At 54.5% G+C, this 18356-nt stretch carries 12 protein-coding genes and 1 tRNA gene; 6 read left to right on the plus strand and 7 right to left on the minus strand.

The genetic code is table 11. The annotated features are described in order from the left end of the window. Window positions 1–3: 3 nt before the first annotated feature. From dxs to ACSYTG_RS06635, 6 genes are all read right to left on the minus strand, one after another. Window positions 4–1995, minus strand: a complete 1992-nt coding sequence (gene dxs, locus ACSYTG_RS06610; protein ID WP_278741231.1) for a 1-deoxy-D-xylulose-5-phosphate synthase — start codon at window positions 1993–1995, stop codon at window positions 4–6. Between the two features lie 4 nt (window positions 1996–1999). Continuing rightward, complete coding sequence (locus ACSYTG_RS06615; RefSeq protein ID WP_095350596.1) at window positions 2000–2935, minus strand: polyprenyl synthetase family protein; 936 nt, start codon at window positions 2933–2935, stop codon at window positions 2000–2002. Window position 2936: 1 nt separating this feature from the next. Continuing rightward, the gene (locus tag ACSYTG_RS06620) at window positions 2937–3191 is read right to left on the minus strand and encodes an exodeoxyribonuclease VII small subunit (protein ID WP_172793731.1); all 255 of its coding nucleotides are present in this window, start codon (window positions 3189–3191) and stop codon (window positions 2937–2939) included. A gap of 87 nt (window positions 3192–3278) precedes the next feature. Next, window positions 3279–3512: a sulfurtransferase TusA family protein gene (locus ACSYTG_RS06625; protein ID WP_095350597.1), complete on the minus strand. Its 234-nt coding sequence runs from the start codon at window positions 3510–3512 to the stop codon at window positions 3279–3281. A gap of 69 nt (window positions 3513–3581) precedes the next feature. After that, complete coding sequence (locus tag ACSYTG_RS06630) at window positions 3582–4367, minus strand: RlmE family RNA methyltransferase (RefSeq protein WP_086646038.1); 786 nt, start codon at window positions 4365–4367, stop codon at window positions 3582–3584. Continuing rightward, the gene (locus ACSYTG_RS06635; RefSeq protein ID WP_489784014.1) at window positions 4364–5494 is read right to left on the minus strand and encodes a Ppx/GppA phosphatase family protein; all 1131 of its coding nucleotides are present in this window, start codon (window positions 5492–5494) and stop codon (window positions 4364–4366) included. The genes ACSYTG_RS06630 and ACSYTG_RS06635 overlap by 4 nt, the downstream gene beginning before the upstream one ends. 194 nt (window positions 5495–5688) lie before the next feature. Between ACSYTG_RS06635 and ACSYTG_RS06640 the strand changes: the two genes are divergently transcribed. The 3 genes from ACSYTG_RS06640 (at window position 5689) to ACSYTG_RS06650 (ending at window position 10226) form a co-directional block, all read left to right on the plus strand. Beyond that, a tRNA-Gln gene (locus ACSYTG_RS06640) sits at window positions 5689–5762 on the plus strand. Window positions 5763–6424: 662 nt separating this feature from the next. Continuing rightward, a complete protein-coding gene (locus ACSYTG_RS06645; RefSeq protein ID WP_415424719.1) occupies window positions 6425–8608 on the plus strand; it encodes an EAL domain-containing protein in 2184 nt (727 codons plus the stop codon). Between the two features lie 118 nt (window positions 8609–8726). After that, on the plus strand, window positions 8727–10226 hold the full coding sequence (locus tag ACSYTG_RS06650; RefSeq protein ID WP_253530841.1) for a globin-coupled sensor protein: 1500 nt from the start codon (window positions 8727–8729) through the stop codon (window positions 10224–10226). A 64-nt stretch (window positions 10227–10290) separates the two neighbouring features. Here the strand turns inward: ACSYTG_RS06650 and ACSYTG_RS06655 are convergent, their stop codons facing one another. Further along, a complete protein-coding gene (locus tag ACSYTG_RS06655; RefSeq protein WP_491706402.1) occupies window positions 10291–11265 on the minus strand; it encodes a hypothetical protein in 975 nt (324 codons plus the stop codon). 259 nt (window positions 11266–11524) lie between these two features. Between ACSYTG_RS06655 and aspT the strand changes: the two genes are divergently transcribed. From aspT to fdnG, 3 genes are all read left to right on the plus strand, one after another. After that, window positions 11525–13207 (plus strand): aspartate-alanine antiporter, encoded by a 1683-nt coding sequence (aspT, locus tag ACSYTG_RS06660; protein ID WP_489784016.1) that lies wholly within the window; start codon window positions 11525–11527, stop codon window positions 13205–13207. A 33-nt stretch (window positions 13208–13240) separates the two neighbouring features. Continuing rightward, window positions 13241–14833, plus strand: coding sequence for a bifunctional aspartate transaminase/aspartate 4-decarboxylase (locus ACSYTG_RS06665; protein ID WP_489784017.1), 1593 nt, complete (start codon window positions 13241–13243; stop codon window positions 14831–14833). Window positions 14834–15301: 468 nt separating this feature from the next. Next, window positions 15302–18355, plus strand: coding sequence for a formate dehydrogenase-N subunit alpha (gene fdnG / locus ACSYTG_RS06670; protein ID WP_489784018.1), 3054 nt, complete (start codon window positions 15302–15304; stop codon window positions 18353–18355). Window position 18356 lies beyond the last annotated feature (1 nt).

Consider the following 18356-nt stretch of genomic DNA (forward strand, 5'->3'; position numbering starts at 1 on the left):
CCTTCAGGCCGTCCGTTCTTCCGTGAGGTTAACACCCAGTGCGTTGAGAGCGGTAGCGACGATGTGGGGTGCGGAGAGCCCGGCCTCGTCATACTGCGCGTCCTGCGTGTTGTGGTCGATAAAGCGGTCGGGCAGGGTCATGGGGCGGAAGCGCACCCGGTCAAGCAGCCCGGTGCGGGCCAGATGGTGGCAGACCTGTGTGCCAAACCCACCTTCGGACCCTTCCTCAATGGTGATCAGCACCGCATGGTTGCGGGCAAGGTTTTCCACTAAAGCCGTATCAATCGGCTTGGCAAAGCGGGCATCGGCCACGGTCGGGGGCAGACCCTGCGCTGCCAGCATGTCGGCTGCCTGCAGGCAGGCCCCAAGCCTTGGCCCGAGCGAGAGAATGGCAATGCCACCCGTCTGCGCACCGGACTGGCGCCCCATCTCGCGGATAATGCGGCCCTTGCCAATTTCCAGCACCTGCCCTTCGGCAGGCAGGTCCAGCCCAAGCCCGTTGCCACGTGGGTAACGCAGGGCAATCGGGCCTTCATCAAACTCAGCGGCTGTGGCTGTCATGTGCAGCAGTTCCAGCTCGTCCGAAGGGGCCATGATGGTCATGCCCGGCAGGCAGCCCAGATAGGCGATGTCAAACGACCCGGCATGTGTTGCCCCATCGGCCCCGACCAGACCCGCGCGGTCAATGGCAAAGCGGACCGGCAGATTCTGGAGCACCACATCGTGCATGACCTGGTCATACGCACGCTGGAGGAAGGTGGAGTAGATGGCACAGAATGGGCGCAGCCCCTCGGTGGCCATGCCTGCGGCAAAGGTAACCGCGTGCTGCTCGGCAATGCCTACGTCAAAAAAGCGGTCGGGGTAGTTCTTGGCAAACGCATCCAGCCCGGTGCCGGACGGCATGGCCGCGGTAACCGCGGTCAGGCGCTTGTCGGTCTGGGCACGGCGGACAAGTTCACGTGCGAAAACCGAGGTGTAGCTGGGCGGGCCTGCGGGGCCTTTCTTCTGCTCACCGGTAATGACGTTGAACTTGGCTACGGCGTGGTATTTGTCGCCTGCGTTTTCTGCCGGGCGGTAGCCGTGGCCTTTTTCCGTAATCACATGCAGCAGGATGGGGCCTTTATCCGTATCGCGCAGGTTGCGCAGGATATTGACCAGCTGCGGCAGGTCGTGCCCGTCTACCGGGCCAACGTAGTAAAAGCCCAGCTCCTCGAACAGTGTGCCGCCGGTAATCATGCCGCGTGCGTATTCGTCCGCCTTGCGGGCGGTACGTTCCACCGGAGCAGGCAGCTTTTTAACGAATTTCCCCGCCAGTTCGCGCAGTTCCATGAACTTGCGCGACGACATGAGACGCGAGAGGTAGTTGGACATGGCCCCGACCGGCGGAGCAATGGACATCTCGTTATCGTTGAGGATCACGATCAGGCGTTCAGCGCCCGGTCCGGCCACTGCGGCGTTGTTCATGGCCTCATACGCCATGCCGGCAGAGATGGAGCCATCGCCGATTACCGCAATCACATTGCGTTCACGGTAGGAGGGGTCATCCTCGGCACGCAGGTGGTGCGCCACCGCCATGCCAAGCCCTGCGGAAATGGACGTGGAGGAATGGGCCGCGCCAAACGGGTCGTATTCGCTCTCGGAGCGGCGGGTAAAGCCCGACAGCCCACCCGGCTGGCGCAGGGTGCGGATGCGCTCGCGCCGTCCGGTCAGAATCTTGTGCGGGTAGGCCTGATGGCCCACATCCCAGATCACCCGGTCATCGGGCGTGTCGAACACCGCGTGCAGGGCTACGGTCAGCTCCACAACACCAAGCGAGGCCCCAAGGTGCCCCCCGGTGGTGGAGACCGCGTCCACAGTTTCGGCCCGCAGTTCGTCCGCAAGCTGCTTGAGCTGCTCAACAGACAGGTTGCGCAGGTCCGCAGGAACCCGAACACGATCCAGCGCAGGAAAACGGCCAAAAGTGGGAATCGGTGACGCGGCGTTCTGGTCGGCCATGATCTCAGTTTCTCCGTTCGATCACGTAGTAGGCAAGATCTCGCAGCCGGTCAGCCTGTGCGCCAAAAGGTGCGAGTTCGGCAATCGCGGCTTCGGTTACGCGTGCAGCCTCGTTTCTTGCGCCATCAATCCCAAGAAGTGCCACAAACGTGGACTTGCCGGAGGCTTCATCCTTACCTGCGGTTTTACCCAGTTCTTCGGCTGTGGCTGTGGCGTCCAGCACATCATCCGCTATCTGGAATGCTGCGCCGATATTGGCACCATATGCCCTAAGGCGCTTGCGCAGATCAGCCGAAGCCTGCCCCAGAATGGCACCGGCCTCCGCCGAGTAACGGATAAGGCAGCCAGTTTTAAGCGCATGCAGGTGGCGGACTTCGTCCAGCGGCAGGGCGCGCCCTTCACCTTCCATATCGATCATCTGCCCGCCGACCATGCCAGCGGCACCGGAGGCCTCTGCAAAGCTCTGGATCAGGTCGATGCGCACATCTGCACTTGCATGCGTGTGGGCTGCGGCAAGAATTTCGAACGCTCTGGTCTGCAGGGCATCCCCGGCTAGAATGGCCGTTGCCTCGTCAAACTTGCGATGCGTGGAGGGCTGACCGCGGCGCATGTCATCATCATCCATGGCAGGCAGGTCATCATGCACCAAGGAATAGGCATGCAGCATCTCAACGGAAGCTGCCACTCTGGCGGACTGGCTCTCCGGCACGCCGAACAGGCTGGCGGCTGTAACCGCCAGATAGCCGCGCAGGCGCTTGCCGCCACCTAAAGTGGCGTAGCGCATGGCGTCTATCAGCCGCGCATCGCCCCCCTTTGTAGGCGGAAGCAGAGCGTCGATCGTGCTTTCTATCACGCTCGCACGCGCGCCCATGTCCTGTTTGAGGAGCGCAGCATCAGTTGCGCGAATGATTGTGGTTTGTGTCGGCTCAGTCATCGACATCTCAGTCCATCGGTTTCATGTCCAACGACCCGTCGGACCGTTGCACGATCGCCTGCACGCGGGCTTCAGCTTCACTTAGCTTGGCCTCACAATGCTGCCGCAGGGCCGCACCGCGCTCATATGCCTTAATGGCATCTTCCAGCTTCATCTGGCCGCCTTCCAAGCCGCGCACAATTTTTTCCAGTTCGGAAAGCGCTTCTTCAAAAGACAGCGAAGTGATGTTGTCCGGCATCGTGCGGGCGTCCCTATCCTTCATGAAGGGCAGCCAATAGCGCGAGTAGGGGCCTTCTGCCAAGCCTTGCTTGTCAATGACTGGTGGAATTTCAGCTATGACTGAAAATTATCAGCCTTGCGCACGCCGTTTGATCGTAAAGGCGAAAACTCCGTTTTCATCTGCAAAAGAGACAAGGGCATGCCCCGTCTCCCTGCAGAACACCTGAAAATCGGATACTGATGCCCGGTCAGTCGCCAAAACCCGCAGGCGCGCCCCTTCGGGCAAGTCACGAAGAACACGGTTGGCTTTGAGGACGGGCAGGGGGCAACTCAACCCCCTGACATCAAGAACAGTCTCACTCATGATCACACTTCATACCGTAGATTCAGGGGCCCCCAATCGAACATGCTGCCTGCATGCCATGCGGCATGTTCAGTCCTTGAGCCTGTGCGGCCTGAAACCCGTTGCCACAACATAGAGTTCCGCCGAATCCTTACGGCTGGCGGGGGGCTTGGCGTGGCGCACAAGAGAGAACGCCTGCTTCAAGGTATCCAGCATGGCTTTTTCAGACCCACCCTGAAACACCTTGGCGACAAAACCGCCACCTTCGGCCAGAATTTCAAACGCAAAATGCAGGGCTTCTTCTGTCAGACCAATAATGCGGATGTGATCAGTCGGCCCATGCCCGGTCGTATTAGGCGCCATGTCCGAGACAACAAGATCCGCCTTACCACCCAGCATGGTTGTTAACGTGGAGGCCATATCGGGATCGGTAAAATCCCCTTCTATGATTTCAGCACCAGGCACAGGGTCAACCGGCAGCAAGTCAACCCCCACCACCTGAGCCGCGCCACGCTTGACCAGCACCTGAGTCCACCCCCCGGGGGCGGCCCCCAGATCCACCACGCGCATACCCGGGCGGATCAGGCGGAACTTGTCATCCAGCTCAATCAGCTTGAACGCAGCGCGGGAGCGCCACCCCTGCTTGTGAGCGGCCTGCACATATGGGTCGTTCAGTTGCCGGGCCAGCCATTTCTGCTGGGCTGTCGTCCGCCCCCGCGCGGTCCTGAGGGACACTGTTTGCGTACGCATCCGCTGCGGGGCATCGGAATCATCCTTTGCCAGCTTACTACCGGGGGTTGCGCTGCTTTTACGCGCGCGCCCTGGAACACGCAGTGTGGAAGAGTGCCCGGACGAACGGGGTTTCTTGTCGCTCATAAACATGTTGCCTGAATCAAATTCTGTGTGGAGTGAGCCTGCTTGGCATGATGGGACCGCGTAGAGCGGCGTGACATGGGAGAGGCTTTGCGCAGCATGCGAAGAATCATGCCATCTCGTAGCCCACGATCCGCAACAATAATATCCTGCATTGGCCATATATCGTGAATAGCTTCAAAAATAGCACAGCCGGGCAGGACAAAAGGAGCGCGGTCAGGGCCAATACACGGATGGCTCTCAATATTACTCAACCCCATATCCTGCAGCTTGCGCATGGCAAGCCGCGCGCTGCTGGCAGGCAGCAGTGACCCGTCAACCGCAGCCCGGGCATAGCGCGGGAGATTAAGAATGAGACTGGCAAGGGTTGTGACCGTGCCACTTGTGCCGATCAGCCGCACCTGATTGCGGCGGATCTCTGAGCGGATGCGGTGAACTGCTTCAAAGTCATTCAGGAATGAGCGGGTATGATCCACCATGGCACGGTAGCGCTCTGGCGTTAGATCTTCCATCGGCCCAAACTGCTCCGACAGGGTGACCACGCCCACAGGCAGACTAAGGTAGCCGATCAGGGATTCCGTTTGCTGCGCAGTATCGCTACGGATCCACGCCACTTCCGTAGAACCACCACCAATATCAAAAAGTAGCGCCCGGTTCCGAGGGGAGCCGAAACGGGGATTATGAATAAGGTTTGCGCAACTTTCGACTGCCAGAGTAGCTTCTTCCCGGCCGGATATAATATGAATATCAAACCCGGCAGCAGCCTGAGCACGCTCAATAAAATCCTGCCCATTCACCGCACGGCGGCAGGCCTCTGTTGCGACCGCCTGAAACATACCCACATTGCGCCGCGCCAGTCGATCCGCACAAATTTGCAGCGCTTCAACCGTGCGCCCCATGGCGTCCTCGCTCAGGCGACCTGTATGATGCAGGCCTTCCCCCAGCCGTACAGTACGGGTGAAGCTGTCCACCACCCGGAACCCCCCGGCGGTTTGTGCTGCAATCATCAGGCGGCAATTATTAGTGCCCAGATCAAGAGCGCCAAACAGATCCGGATCCCCGCTCATACCCTGCGAAGGGGGGAAAAGCCTGTTGACCGAGGGGCCGGTCCAGGGAAGAGGGTGATCCATCTGTCCGGTCCTTGGTTGTTAGGGTTGCGCTGAATCTTCTCTTATTCTGGGGACCACGACGCCTGGGGACAAGATAAATATGCGCCCAAAACAAAATTCTTTTGTTGGATGGGGTTGCAAGCCCAATATGACGGTGCTAGTAGAGCGTCACCGGCAAGGAAGTGGTGTTTTACACTTCTAAAGCGTCGTCCTGCTGGGGGATAGTTTAGCGGTAGAACTACCGGCTCTGACCCGGTCAGCCCTGGTTCGAATCCAGGTCCCCCAGCCACTTTTTCCTATAAAATATAAAATTCCGCATTAGCTATCAGAGTATTTGTCTGCGTGAGCGATGCAGATCGAGCGGAAGTGGCAGCTTATGTGTTTTGCCGCCTGTTGCAACTTCCACAATGATCTCACAACCTCCCCGCGACATCAGCTCTGAATTCCAGCGAGAATCTATCGAGTTTAGTGAATCGAGAAGAGAATCATCACGCAAAGAATAAGATGAATTTATTTATTTGAATTGAGAATAAATAAAGCATTACTCGAATAAAGCATACTCTTCTGCCGTTCAGGCATTCATCCAGAGCCACGACACGCTAAATCGAGTGAAATTCTGTTAACAAACCCTAAACGGGCTTGATATTATCAAAAAATTATTCTTTTGTGGCAGCGTAGATAAATAAAAATTAGGTGATGCGTTTGATATTCTAGCTCTGTATCGCAGTTACAAGGACTTCGATATGGCTGCGCGGGGTTGTTATTTCGTACACTTACAAGAGGTTTTGAGGTTGTCATTGTTTAACAATGACTAAACCTCGGGTTGTTCACCGCAGGGACCATGCTTGCGGAATTAGTAATCGCAATAGAGGTCAGTCGGCTACACCTTCTCCCAAATAACGCCTGCGCCCAGAAACACTGCATAGTCCTTTACGCATTCAAGGCTTAACAATGCTCAATTCAGAATCTCTCACTCTGTCTCACGACACGACATTATATTTTGATATGCTTGAGCAGGCAGCCGATGGCGTTGTTATTATTAACCAGCTTAATCACATTGTGTTTTTCAACACTGCGGCCGAGCAACTCTGGGGCTGTTCTGCGGCAGACGTAATTGGCAAGAACGTGAACTGCCTTGTGCCGATGGAACATCGCGCACAGCATGACGGCTACATTAACCACAACCGCAATACTGGCGTTAATCATATTGTCGGCACCTCGCGCGAGGTTGTGTTCAGCCGTACCAATGGCGATTATGTCGCGGCTGAAATGTCGATTTCCACCGCCATCATCGGGCCGGACAGGCAGCGCTATTACATGGCTTTCCTTAAAGGGGTGACCGAGGAAAGCCATCGCAGAAAAATACTGGACCTCCAGAACCGTGTTTTCCATGAACTCTCTGGTGAATCTCCAGAACAGGACATTGCGGACATGCTCTGTTCAGAGGCTGAACAGCTTGTCCCCAACAGTGTTGCTGTCCTTTTACAGGTAAACTCTGAACAAAATCTTGAGATTCTCTCCGGGGAAGGCTTGTCGCGCAGAAAAATTGCAATGCTTATGCGCATTGTCCTGACTGACGCGGATATAATAGCGCTAACCCAAGCCCCTGAAGAAGCACGCGCCATCGTCTGGAACGCTGAATCTGGCGGCGGGTATGAAAGCGAGTTTCTGGATTGCTGGGCTTCTGCCATCTGCAACGGGGCAGGGGAGCTGATTGGCATTTTTGCCCTTTACTCGCGTAATCGGGACAAAATAACCAACTGGCCTCAAAAAATTGTTGCGGGTTGCGTGCCCTCCTGCGCCGCCATTATCGAGCGCGGCAAAACCCGCTTGCAGCTCAGCCGCCTGGATCGCTATGACGCGCTCACAGGACTACTCAACCGTAATGCCGTCACAACAATCCTGAAGGATATGACCCTTCAGGCTGCAAGTGCTCCATTCGCCTTGCTCGTGCTGGATGTTGACCTGTTCCAAGACATCAACAACCTGATGGGGTATGACAAAGGGGATGCCCTTTTACAAACCATGGCCCAGCGCCTTACCTCGCAATGCCGAAGCAACTTCATAATCGGCCGACTGGGTGGTGACGATTTTGTTGTGATCATCCCCAACGGGGACCATGACATAGCCAACACCTTTGCTGATAATCTGACTGCGGCAATGCGTGAGCCGGTTGTTATCAATAATCAGGAAATTATCATCTCGTTGAGTATTGGCATAAGCCTGTACCCGGATGATGGCCTTGAAATCGAGCATATTCTGAACCGGGCCGAGATGGCCATGCTTGAGGCCAAAAAGACGGCGCGTAAAAGCTTCCGGCTTTTGGGGAGCATTGCGAATGATGATGTCCGGGCACGCGTTATCATCGGTTCGGCTTTGCGCAAGGCCATTCAGGATTCTGAGCTCGAATTGTTTTACCAACCCCAGATCAGCATTAAAAACAACATGCTGTATGGGGTGGAGGCTCTTTCACGCTGGCATCATCCAACATTAGGCACCATTCCGCCTTCACGCTTTATTCCCATTGCTGAAGAAACTGCCCAGATCGAAGCCATTGGCTTGTGGTCACTGGAGCAGGCCTGCATTCAGCTTGTGAAATGGGACGAAACCGGGCTGCACGTTCCCATTGTTAGCGTAAACCTGTCCGCCGCACACTTTAGCAACCCAAGCCTGACAGAACAGATTGTCAATCTGCTTGCGCGTTACAACCTTGCAGCCAACCGCCTGACCATTGAAATAACGGAAGGCGGTATGATGCAACAGAACATTGAGACAATGACAACGCTTACCGCCCTGCGTGAAATTGGTGTTGGTTTATCGCTTGATGATTTTGGCACGGGGTTTTCGTCCCTGTCGCGCATTTCCCATCTGCCACTGACCGAAATCAAGATCGACCGCAGCTTTATCATTAATTTCGAAAAAGACGTCAGCTCTCTTATCGTCACGGAAGCGGCGATCAATATCGGCAAACGGCTTGGCGTGCATGTCGTGACAGAGGGCGTGGAAGACACGTTCCAGGAAGCCCGACTACGCACCATGGGCTGCGACGTTATGCAGGGATACCTGTTTGCCCGTCCTATGCCCCCGGGTGACCTTCTGCACTGGATGCAGACCCGACCAGCCTTTGCGCCATAGTCTGGCGTCCATACCTGTTCTTCAAAAACGTTATCTAAATTACCGAGGCATCTTCTGGCCGGGAGGGCATTCCCGACCAGAAAAGGAACCTCAGAAAAACAGAAGTAGGAGAATAAAAATGAATAGCATCTCTACGGAAATAAGACATTCACAAAATCGTGCGCAGGATTTTGCAGACCTGGAATATCGTCGCAAATTCATGCAGTTAACGGACAAGGATTGTGCCTCCATTCGGCTGATCAAGGATATTATTGATCGCGAACTGCCAATTGCACTGGACATTTTTTACGAGCAGGTTCGCAAGACACCTGAAACCAGCTCATTTTTTCCAACAGAAGCAAAAATTGCGCATGCAAAACATGCCCAGCAGGAACATTGGAAAAATATTTCCTCTGCCAATTTTGATCAGAAATATGCAGAAAAAGTGCATACCATTGGCAGTGTCCATGCACGGATTGGCTTAGAGCCGCGTTGGTACATTGGCGGCTACACCATTGTGCTGGATCACCTGATCCGGAGCATTATCTCTGATCTGACGCCAAAAACCGGTCTTTTTGCCAAAAAAGCAACCATTTCCACAGAAGAAATGGGGGAAGCCATTGCCAGCCTGTGCAAGGCGGTCATGCTTGAAATGGATTTAACAATCTCCGTTTATCTGGAAGAAGCTGAAAAAGCCCGCCAGAAATCACGGGATGAAGTAATCCTGAGAGAACAGACTTTTGTGGCGGACAGCTTTGGGATTATCCTGAGCGAAGTTGCAGAGCGCAATCTGTCCCAGAAAATGGACAAGGAACTGCCTTCCGCTTACATCCCGTTGCGCGATAATCTGAACGGCGCCATTGAATCCCTGCGTGAAACCCTCGGGATTGTTAACGACACAACAGAAACCATTGATATTACGGCAGGCGAAATCAATACTGCTGCACAGGATCTGGCACACAGGACCGAACAGCAGGCTGTCTCGGTTGAAAAAACAGCTGCTGCGGTTGAACAGATTACAGCAACCGTAACTTCCACAGCAGCACGCGTGACAGAAGCCAATGCTTTTGTGAACAACTGCCAGAATATTACTGAACAGTTCGGGGTCATGATCAATCGCGCAACGGCTGCGATGTCTGAAATTGAGCGCTCCTCCGAGGCTATCAGCAAAATTACCAATGTTATGTCCAACATTGCTATCCAGACCAACCTGCTCGCGCTCAATACCGGCGTAGAAGCAGCGCGGGCAGGTGAGGCGGGGAGTGGGTTCCGCGTTTTGGCTCAGGAAATCCGTGATCTTGCCAACAGGGCAGGGAATGCCTCCAAGGAGGTCAAGGAACTGGTCGAAACATCCCGTGGGCAGGTTCTGTCCGGTGTTACGATCATGGAAGAAGCAGGGCACGCCATCAGCACCATTATCTCAAGCGTGGCGGATATTGGCGATCACCTGAAAGCCATTGCAGAAGCAGCCTCCGAACAGGCTACGGCCTTGCAGGAAGTCAATAATGCAGTTTCCACCATTGATCAGGGCACTCGCCAGAACGCGGCAATGGTGGAGGAAACCTCAGCAGCAAGCTCTGGCATGGCGCAACAGGCCCGCCAGCTTAAAGGATTGCTGAACGAATTTACGCTGGCGTAATTCGCTCGGCTCTCTGGCTCGCGCCAAGGCATCTCATTTACCTAATGAGATGCCTTTTTTATTTTTAGTAAATCATGTTCACCGCAAACTGCGGCGAAACTTTAACACCTGTATTGTGGCCAGCATAATAGATTGCAGAACCAACAATGACCCCAAAACGAGGGCTCCAGCTATATTCCACAGCAGGCGCGATCTGCCAGTCACCACTGCTGGAGGCAATGCGGTCAACATGCTTGCCCGTAGCGTTGGTGCCCCATATGCGAGAACCGTTTGCCCAGTCTCGCGCCAGATCCATGGCCAGAACCCACGAATGGTTCAGCCCATATTCCAGAGAAAAGCCAGTCTGCCCACTCATTCCAGGGCGACCACGACCATGGAAGCCGTTGCCAGTGCCATAGCTCGTCACATCTTCCAGATGTGTAGAAGCAAGCGCATGGCGGAACCACCCCCATGTGCGCAAACGCAAGGCGTGGCCACCATTTATAACGTAAGTAGATTGCTCAGTAATGGCCATACGGAACACATAGGCCCCCGTACCACTACTGTCCTGTTTGTGCTGTAGTTTGTTATAATCCCCTGTAGGGAAATACACCCCGGCAAAAAGGTTAAAGGCCGGAATGTATTTTTTAGGATTAGGGTCCACAAACCGCCAGACCATATCTACTGGAAAATCGCCGAACTTAGGCCCGGAAGAATGGCCCTGCCCACGCTCCCAGCCGTAATTAACCACGGTATGTGCCTGAATACTGATGTGGTCAGTAATACCGTACTTCCACATGGTGGAGTTGCTAAACGTCTGTTGCCGTGGATGCTGCGGATGGCTTGTACCGTCCGACGCAAAGCGACCAATCGGCTGTGTGTAGCTATAATAGGGTTCAATACCAATAAGACCCGCATGCGCTTCTGCCCCGGAAGGGGAGACGAGTGAGCCTGTGTACCACTGCCCATCTGCCGCGCGCGCTGTTCCCACGTAAAAAGTCAGCAGAACCCCTGATGCAGCAAGCAATTTCTGATAATTTTTTGTTGTTATACCTATCATTTTTATCGTTCTTTGCCGCACTTAATACAGATCATATGGGGGCCGCCCATATAACATCGGCCAACGAAAAAATCCATACAGTATGGAAATAATACCGATTGAAACACGAATATTTACTTTGTAGGCATACCGTAACAATCCGGAATTGAAACTATTGTTGCCGGTATTATTTGCAATCCCTCAAAGAGTCACTTGACAGCACAGCCTGTCACAACAGAAATGTAGGCTTTGAAAACCAGAGAAGCGAAGTTCCTACTGCATGGAAATAACGAATTTTGTTAAAACGCTGCTCAATTCATGCCCAGAAATTGCGCTGTTTCTGGCCATTGCAATTGGCTACGCTATAGGAAAAATCCGCTTTGGTTCCTTCCAGCTTGGTGGGGTAGCTGGATCACTGCTTGCCGCTGTTGCAATCAGTCAAATTGGTATTCACATTGATTCCGGCATTAAGGCCGTGCTGTTTGCACTCTTTATTTATGCCGTTGGTTTTCAAAGCGGTCCGCAGTTTTTTCGCTCGCTGGGGCGTCAATCCATGCGTGAAGTGCTTATGGCTGTTGTTCTGGCCGTAAGTGGCCTGCTGACTGTTGTAACCGTTGCCCGTATCTTCCATCTGGACAAAGGGCTGGCTGCTGGCATTGCCGCAGGCGGTCTCACGCAGTCCGCCATTATTGGAACAGCCAGTTCCGCCTTGGAAAAAATGGGGCTTCCGCTGGCGCAGGTCCAGCAGATGCAGGGGAATGTCGCGGTTGGATACGCGGTTACCTATATTTTTGGCTCTTTGGGCCCCATTATTCTTTGCGTTAATATTCTGCCTTGGCTCACAAAGCGCGGTATTCGCGAAGACGCCCTGAAGGCCGAAGCCGCACAGATGGGCGGTGTGCATATTTATGCAGACGGTGAACAATCTGCATTGCCGGAACTGGTGGGGCGTATTTTTACCGTTGCGCAAAGCGGGCAAACGGTTAGCCAGATAGAAACACCCGCTGTTACCGTGGAGCAGATACGCCGCAACGGCAGTATCCTCGGTCTTGCACCAGAAACACAGCTTGCCGCAGGGGATGTTGTCCTGCTCTTTGGTCACCGGGCCGATGTTATTGCTGCCGGGCAGGCGCTGGGCAAGGAAATGCGTAACGCAGACGGCATGGATGTCACCATGGTGCGTCGCGACATCGCCCTGACCAACAAGGCATTTTTTGGCAAGACGATGCCAGAATGTATGCAGCAGCTCGCAGCATCCGCACGGCATGGCGTTTACCTGATGGGTGTCAGCCGGAACGGAAAGCCCGTTCCCCTGAATGCTGACCTGCGTGCCGTATCGGGCGATATTATCTCGCTCTATGGCACCAGTCAGGATGTACAGCGCGTTGCAGCCCAGTTGGGGCCAATCCTGACCAGCAGCATAAAAACCGACCTTGTTTTCCATGGCTGCGGCTTGGTTCTGGGCCTGTTGATGGGGCTTGTGGTTGTGCGTCTGGGTTCTGTTCCCCTGACCTTGGGCAGTGGTGGGGGTGCTTTGCTATCCGGCCTTTTGTTTGGCTGGTACCAAAGCAAACATAGCACAAAAGGGAATATGCCGGTGGCATCTTCCGCTCTGCTGGTGGACCTTGGCCTTTCCGGCTTTGTTGCGGTCACTGGGCTGCAAACCGGCCAGCAGGCTGTGGCAACCATTGTCGAGCACGGCGTTACGCTGTTCATGCTCGGGGTTGTTGTAACGCTTGTGCCGCTTGTGCTGACCATGCTGTTCGGCCGTTATGTGCTGCGTTACGATAATACCGCCATTTTTGCCGGTGCTCTGGCTGGCTCACGCAGTGCCAATCCGGCTTTTGGGGAAGTCCTGAACAAAGCTGGCAATTCTGTTCCAACAACCCCCTTTGCCATTACCTATGCCGTGGCAAACGTGCTGCTGACCCTGCTCGGGCCTTTGGTTGTTGCTTTTTCCTGACCCTGTTTTGCATTTTCTGAAAGCGAGAACACGATGGCTATTGATTACGCCAAGTTCAAAGATCTCAGCCCGTTTGAGCTGAAAGACGAACTCATTCGTCTGGCATCCAGCCATACAGACCGTGCCATGCTGAATGCTGGCCGCGGCAACCCGAATTTTTTGGCCACGCTCCCTCGCTCGGCTTTTTTCCACCTTGGTCAGTTTGCCGTTTCGGAATCTGAACTGTCATTTTCCTACATGACGGCTGGCGTGGGCGGTCAGGCACGTGTGGAAGGCATTGAAGAACGCTTTGAGCGTTTTCTGGCTGACAACCGTGACAAAAGCGGCATTTTCTTTCTGGGCCGGGCACTCAGCTATGTGCGCGACCAAATGGGGCTTTCCGCTTCCGCCTTCCTGCATGAAATGGTTGAGGGCATCCTGGGGTGCAATTACCCGACCCCACCACGCATGCTGAGCATGAGCGAGCAGATTGCAGGCCACTACGTGCTGCGTGAAATGGTGGGCAGCACCCTGCCGGTTGAAAGCACGGACTTTTTTGCAACCGAAGGCGGCACTGCTGCCATGGCTTATATCTTCAACACGCTCAAGCAGAATGGCTTGGTGAAGAAGGGAGATAAAGTCGCTATCGGTCTGCCCGTTTTCTCGCCTTACATTGAAATCCCACAGCTGGACGAATACGGACTGGAAGTGGTTTCCATTCATGCCGACCCGAGCATGAACTGGCAGTATCCTGCTTCTGAGCTGGAAAAGCTGAAGGACCCGGCGGTTAAAATCTTCTTCTGCGTCAACCCCAGCAATCCGCCATCCGTTAAAATGGATGACACCTCGCTGGAACTGATTGCATCCATTGTCAAAAATGATCGTCCTGACCTGATGATCCTGACTGATGATGTGTATGGCACTTTTGCAGATGACTTCCGCTCCCTTTATGCGGTGTGTCCGGCCAACACCATTCTGGTTTACTCCTTCTCCAAATATTTTGGGGCAACCGGCTGGCGTCTGGGCGTTATTGGCGTTCACAAGGACAACGCCATTGATGGCCTGCTCCGTGCTCTTCCCGAAGGCGTGCGCAAAGACCTCGGGCGGCGTTATTCCAGCCTGACAACAGATGCCGGCGCACTCAAGTTCATTGATCGTCTTGTGGCAGACAGCCGTGCAGTCGCCCTGAACCATACAGCCGGCCTTTCCACCCCCCAGCAGGTGCAGATGGTGCTGTTCGCCCTCTTTGCCCTGATGGACGAAACCGGCCACTACAAGGCTTCTCTCAAGGCAGTTATTCGTCGCAGGGAAGCAACGCTCTACCGCGAACTTGGTGTTGAACCCAAGGAAGACGCCAACGCAGTTGACTATTATACGCTCATCGACCTGGAAACGGTTGCGCGTGAACTGTATGGCAAAAAGTTCGCCAAGTGGATGCTCAAGCGCGCCAGCACGGGCGAAATGCTGTTCCGCATAGCTGATGAAACCGGCATTGTTCTTCTGCCTGGTGAAGGCTTTGGGGTGCAAAAGCCCGCAGCCCGTGCTTCTTTAGCGAATCTGAGCGAATATCAGTATGCAGCCATCGGGCGTTCTTTGCGCAAGATGGCGGACGAATATTACCAAGAGTTTTTGAAAAGCGACGCATAATTCCAAACACCTAGAGACTAGATAATTTTTCTCTAGGTATTGGGAACTCTTTTCATACAATAGTGTGGTGCATATTACTGCACCACACTATTTTTATATGCGCTATCCATCGCCTGTTCTACCAATGAATAATCTGATGGCTGGCTCCTTCCATCCCTCCACCCCATAAAGAGCAGGGAAGTCGCTTCTGGGATTGCAGTGCCATTGTGCAGATTAAGTATAATTTAAAAATATCTCGCCATATATCTATATACACACAAATATATATAACTGCTGTATTTTGCCCATCTCGGGGTCAGTTGGCACGTTTCGTGCTTGCAATTGTGCCACACTCCCCGGCATTTATGCATAAAAGCACGAATATCTGGCGGTACAGCACGCCAATGTGATCCTGATCAATGCTTTAATTTGCAAAGTATATATACAGGTTCATTATTACTATTTCTTTACAAAACCGGGATGGTTCAGATGGCTCTGGGGCGCAGAGAGTTTTTAAAAAGTGCAGGAACGTGCGTGGGGGGAGCCAGCGCCATTGCCCTTGGTTTTGCCCCACCACAGGCTTTTGCGCAGGAAACGCGGCAGTACAAGCTGCTACGTGCAAAGGAAACACGGAACAACTGCACATATTGTTCGGTTGGCTGTGGGCTGCTCATGTATTCTCTGGGTGACGGTGCCAAAAACGCCAAGCCCAGCATCTTCCATATCGAAGGCGACCCAGACCATCCTGTAAGCCGTGGTTCGCTATGCCCCAAAGGGGCTGGGCTGGTGGATTTCATTCACAGCGAAGGCCGCCTGCATTATCCTTCCTATCGTGCCCCCGGCAGCAAGGAATGGACCCGGATCAGCTGGGAAGAGGCTACGGACCGTATTGCCCGCCTGCTCAAGGATGATCGTGACAAGAACTTCATAGCGAAGAACGAAAAAGGCGAAACCGTTAACCGTTGGCTCACAACGGGTATGCTGGCGTCTTCCGCCGCCAGCAACGAAACCGGTCTGCTGGATTTCAAATTCGCCCGGTCCATGGGTATGCTGGCTCTGGACTGTCAGGCCCGCCTATGCCACGGCCCCACCGTTTCTGCCCTTGGTCCAACCCTTGGCCGCGGTGCCATGACCAACAACTGGGTGGACATTAAAAACGCCAACGTTGTGCTGATCATGGGCGGCAACCCGGCCGAAGCGCACCCGGTTGGCTTTAAATGGGTCATGGAAGCCAAAATCCGCAACGGCGCCAAGGTTATGGTGGTGGACCCCCGGTTCAACCGCAGTGCAGCCGTAGCAGACTTTTATGCCCCCATCCGCGCAGGTTCGGACGGCGCATTTTTGCTGGGGGTGATCAACTACCTGCTCACCCATGACCAGATCCAGCATGAGTATGTGAAGTCTTACACCAATGCATCGTTTGTGGTGCGTGAGGACTTCAGCTTCCATGAAGGGCTGTTTAGCGGTTACGACGCTGAAAAGCGGAGCTACGATAAGTCTTCCTGGGCCTATGAGCGTGACGCGCAAGGATATGCCGTTACCGACCCAACGTTGCAGAACCCGCGTTGTGTCATCAACCTGCTACGCGAGCACGCCGCACGCTATACACCCGATGTGGTAACGCAGATTACCGGCACGCCAGAAAAAGACTTCCTGCATGTCTGCGAAACCCTTGCAGCGACCAGCGCACCGGACCTGACGTCAACCATCCTGTTCGCACTGGGCTGGACACACCACACCAACGGCACGCAGATCATCCGCACCGCCGCCATGATTCAGCTTCTGCTTGGTAATGTTGGCATGCCCGGTGGCGGCCTCAATGCCCTGCGCGGACATTCCAACATCCAAGGTTATACCGACCTCGGGCTGCTGTCGCTCCGCCTGCCGGGTTATATGAACCTGCCCAAGGACAGCCAGCAGACGCTGGATACCTACCTGCAAGCCGTAACCCCGCATGCAGACGAACCGGGGCAGGTCAATTACTGGCACAATACGCCCAAATTCTTTGTCAGCCTGATGAAAACTCTGTGGGGTGACCACGCAACACCCACAAACAACTGGGGTTACGACTGGCTGCCAAAATGGGACCGCAGCTACGATATGCTGGCCTATTTTGAAATGATGCATCAGGGCAAGGTTAACGGTTACATTGCGCAGGGCTTTAACCCCCTTGCCGCCATGCCGGATAAAAACCGCATGCGTGATGCGCTTTCCAAACTCCGGTTCCTGATCACCATGGACCCGCTGGATACGGAAACCGCCAACTTCTGGCAGAATGAAGGCACCTTTAATGATGTGAAGCCTGAGAACATCCAGACGGAAGTCTTCAGGCTACCTGCATCCTGCTTTGCGGAGGAAAACGGGTCTATCGTCAATTCTGCGCGCTGGCTGCAATGGCACTACGAAGGCGCCAGACCACCGGGCGATGCATGGAACGATGGCCGTATTATCGGCACCATTTTTACCAAGCTCCGGGCACTGTATGCCAAGGAAGGCGGCGTAAGCCCCGAACCTGTCCTGAATATGCAGTGGAACTATCAGGACCCTGAAGACCCAACGCCTGAAGAAGTCGCCAAGGAAGCCAATGGCTACGCACTGGCCGACATAACGGACGACAAGGGGCGGGTTGTTGTGCGCAGGGGCGAACTGCTGCCTGATTTTTCGGTCATGAAAGATGACGGCACCACAGCCAGCTACTGCTGGATTTTTGCCGGCTCCTGGACCGAAGCAGGGAACCAGATGGCCCGGCGCGACAATACCGATACAGGTCTGGGAACCACGCCCGGCTGGGCATGGGCATGGCCCGCCAACCGCCGTATCCTGTATAACCGCGCTTCGCTTGACGTGCAGGGGCGTCCATGGGACCCCAAGCGGCAGATCATTGCCTGGGACGGGCAGCGCTGGGGGGGAGGCGATGTGCCGGATTACCCCGTCACGTCTCCACCCAATAGCGGTGTTGGGCCGTTTATCATGCACAGTGAAGGCGTTGGCCTCTTGTTTGCCGGTGGTGACAAGCTGGTTGATGGGCCATTCCCGGAACATTACGAACCAACCGAAACCCCGGTTCTGTCCTCTGCGCTGGGTAAAACCACGCTTCGCAACCCGGCGGCACGCTTTTATGCAGATGAAAAGCCCCGTATGGGCGACCCGGCCCAGTACCCGTATGTGGCCACGACATATTCCATTACGGAGCTGTTCCGGCACTGGACAAAACACTCCAGACTGAATGCCATCATGCAGCCTGAACAGTTTGTGGAAATTGGAGACAAACTGGCAGGCAAGCTTGGCATTGCTGCGGGCGATATGGTGCGTGTTTCCTCCCACCGCGGGTATATCGAGGCCAAAGCCGTGGTCACAAAAAGGCTCAAACGCCTGAGTGTTATGGGCAAGGATCTGGATCAGGTCGGCGTGCCTTGCCACTGGGGCTTCAAGGGCGCGACCCAAAAGGGGTATCTGGCAAACACGCTTACTCCGGCCATTGGGGATGCCAACTCCCAGACGCCTGAATTTAAAGCTTTTCTTGTTAATGTTGAGAAAGTCTGAG

The sequence above is a fragment of the Acetobacter sp. ESL1128 genome, from assembly GCF_058505085.1.

Excerpts from the sequence above, each read along its gene's own strand:
- dxs (WP_278741231.1), bottom strand. The coding sequence starts at position 1,995 with ATGGCCGACCAGAACGCCGCGTCACCGATTCCCACTTTTGGCCGTTTT.
- ACSYTG_RS06615 (WP_095350596.1), bottom strand. The coding sequence starts at position 2,935 with ATGTCGATGACTGAGCCGACACAAACCACAATCATTCGCGCAACTGAT.
- ACSYTG_RS06620 (WP_172793731.1), bottom strand. The coding sequence starts at position 3,191 with ATGAAGGATAGGGACGCCCGCACGATGCCGGACAACATCACTTCGCTG.
- ACSYTG_RS06625 (WP_095350597.1), bottom strand. The coding sequence starts at position 3,512 with ATGAGTGAGACTGTTCTTGATGTCAGGGGGTTGAGTTGCCCCCTGCCC.
- ACSYTG_RS06630 (WP_086646038.1), bottom strand. The coding sequence starts at position 4,367 with ATGAGCGACAAGAAACCCCGTTCGTCCGGGCACTCTTCCACACTGCGT.
- ACSYTG_RS06635 (WP_489784014.1), bottom strand. The coding sequence starts at position 5,494 with ATGGATCACCCTCTTCCCTGGACCGGCCCCTCGGTCAACAGGCTTTTC.
- ACSYTG_RS06645 (WP_415424719.1), top strand. The coding sequence starts at position 6,425 with ATGCTCAATTCAGAATCTCTCACTCTGTCTCACGACACGACATTATAT.
- ACSYTG_RS06650 (WP_253530841.1), top strand. The coding sequence starts at position 8,727 with ATGAATAGCATCTCTACGGAAATAAGACATTCACAAAATCGTGCGCAG.
- ACSYTG_RS06655 (WP_491706402.1), bottom strand. The coding sequence starts at position 11,265 with ATGATAGGTATAACAACAAAAAATTATCAGAAATTGCTTGCTGCATCA.
- aspT (WP_489784016.1), top strand. The coding sequence starts at position 11,525 with ATGGAAATAACGAATTTTGTTAAAACGCTGCTCAATTCATGCCCAGAA.
- ACSYTG_RS06665 (WP_489784017.1), top strand. The coding sequence starts at position 13,241 with ATGGCTATTGATTACGCCAAGTTCAAAGATCTCAGCCCGTTTGAGCTG.
- fdnG (WP_489784018.1), top strand. The coding sequence starts at position 15,302 with ATGGCTCTGGGGCGCAGAGAGTTTTTAAAAAGTGCAGGAACGTGCGTG.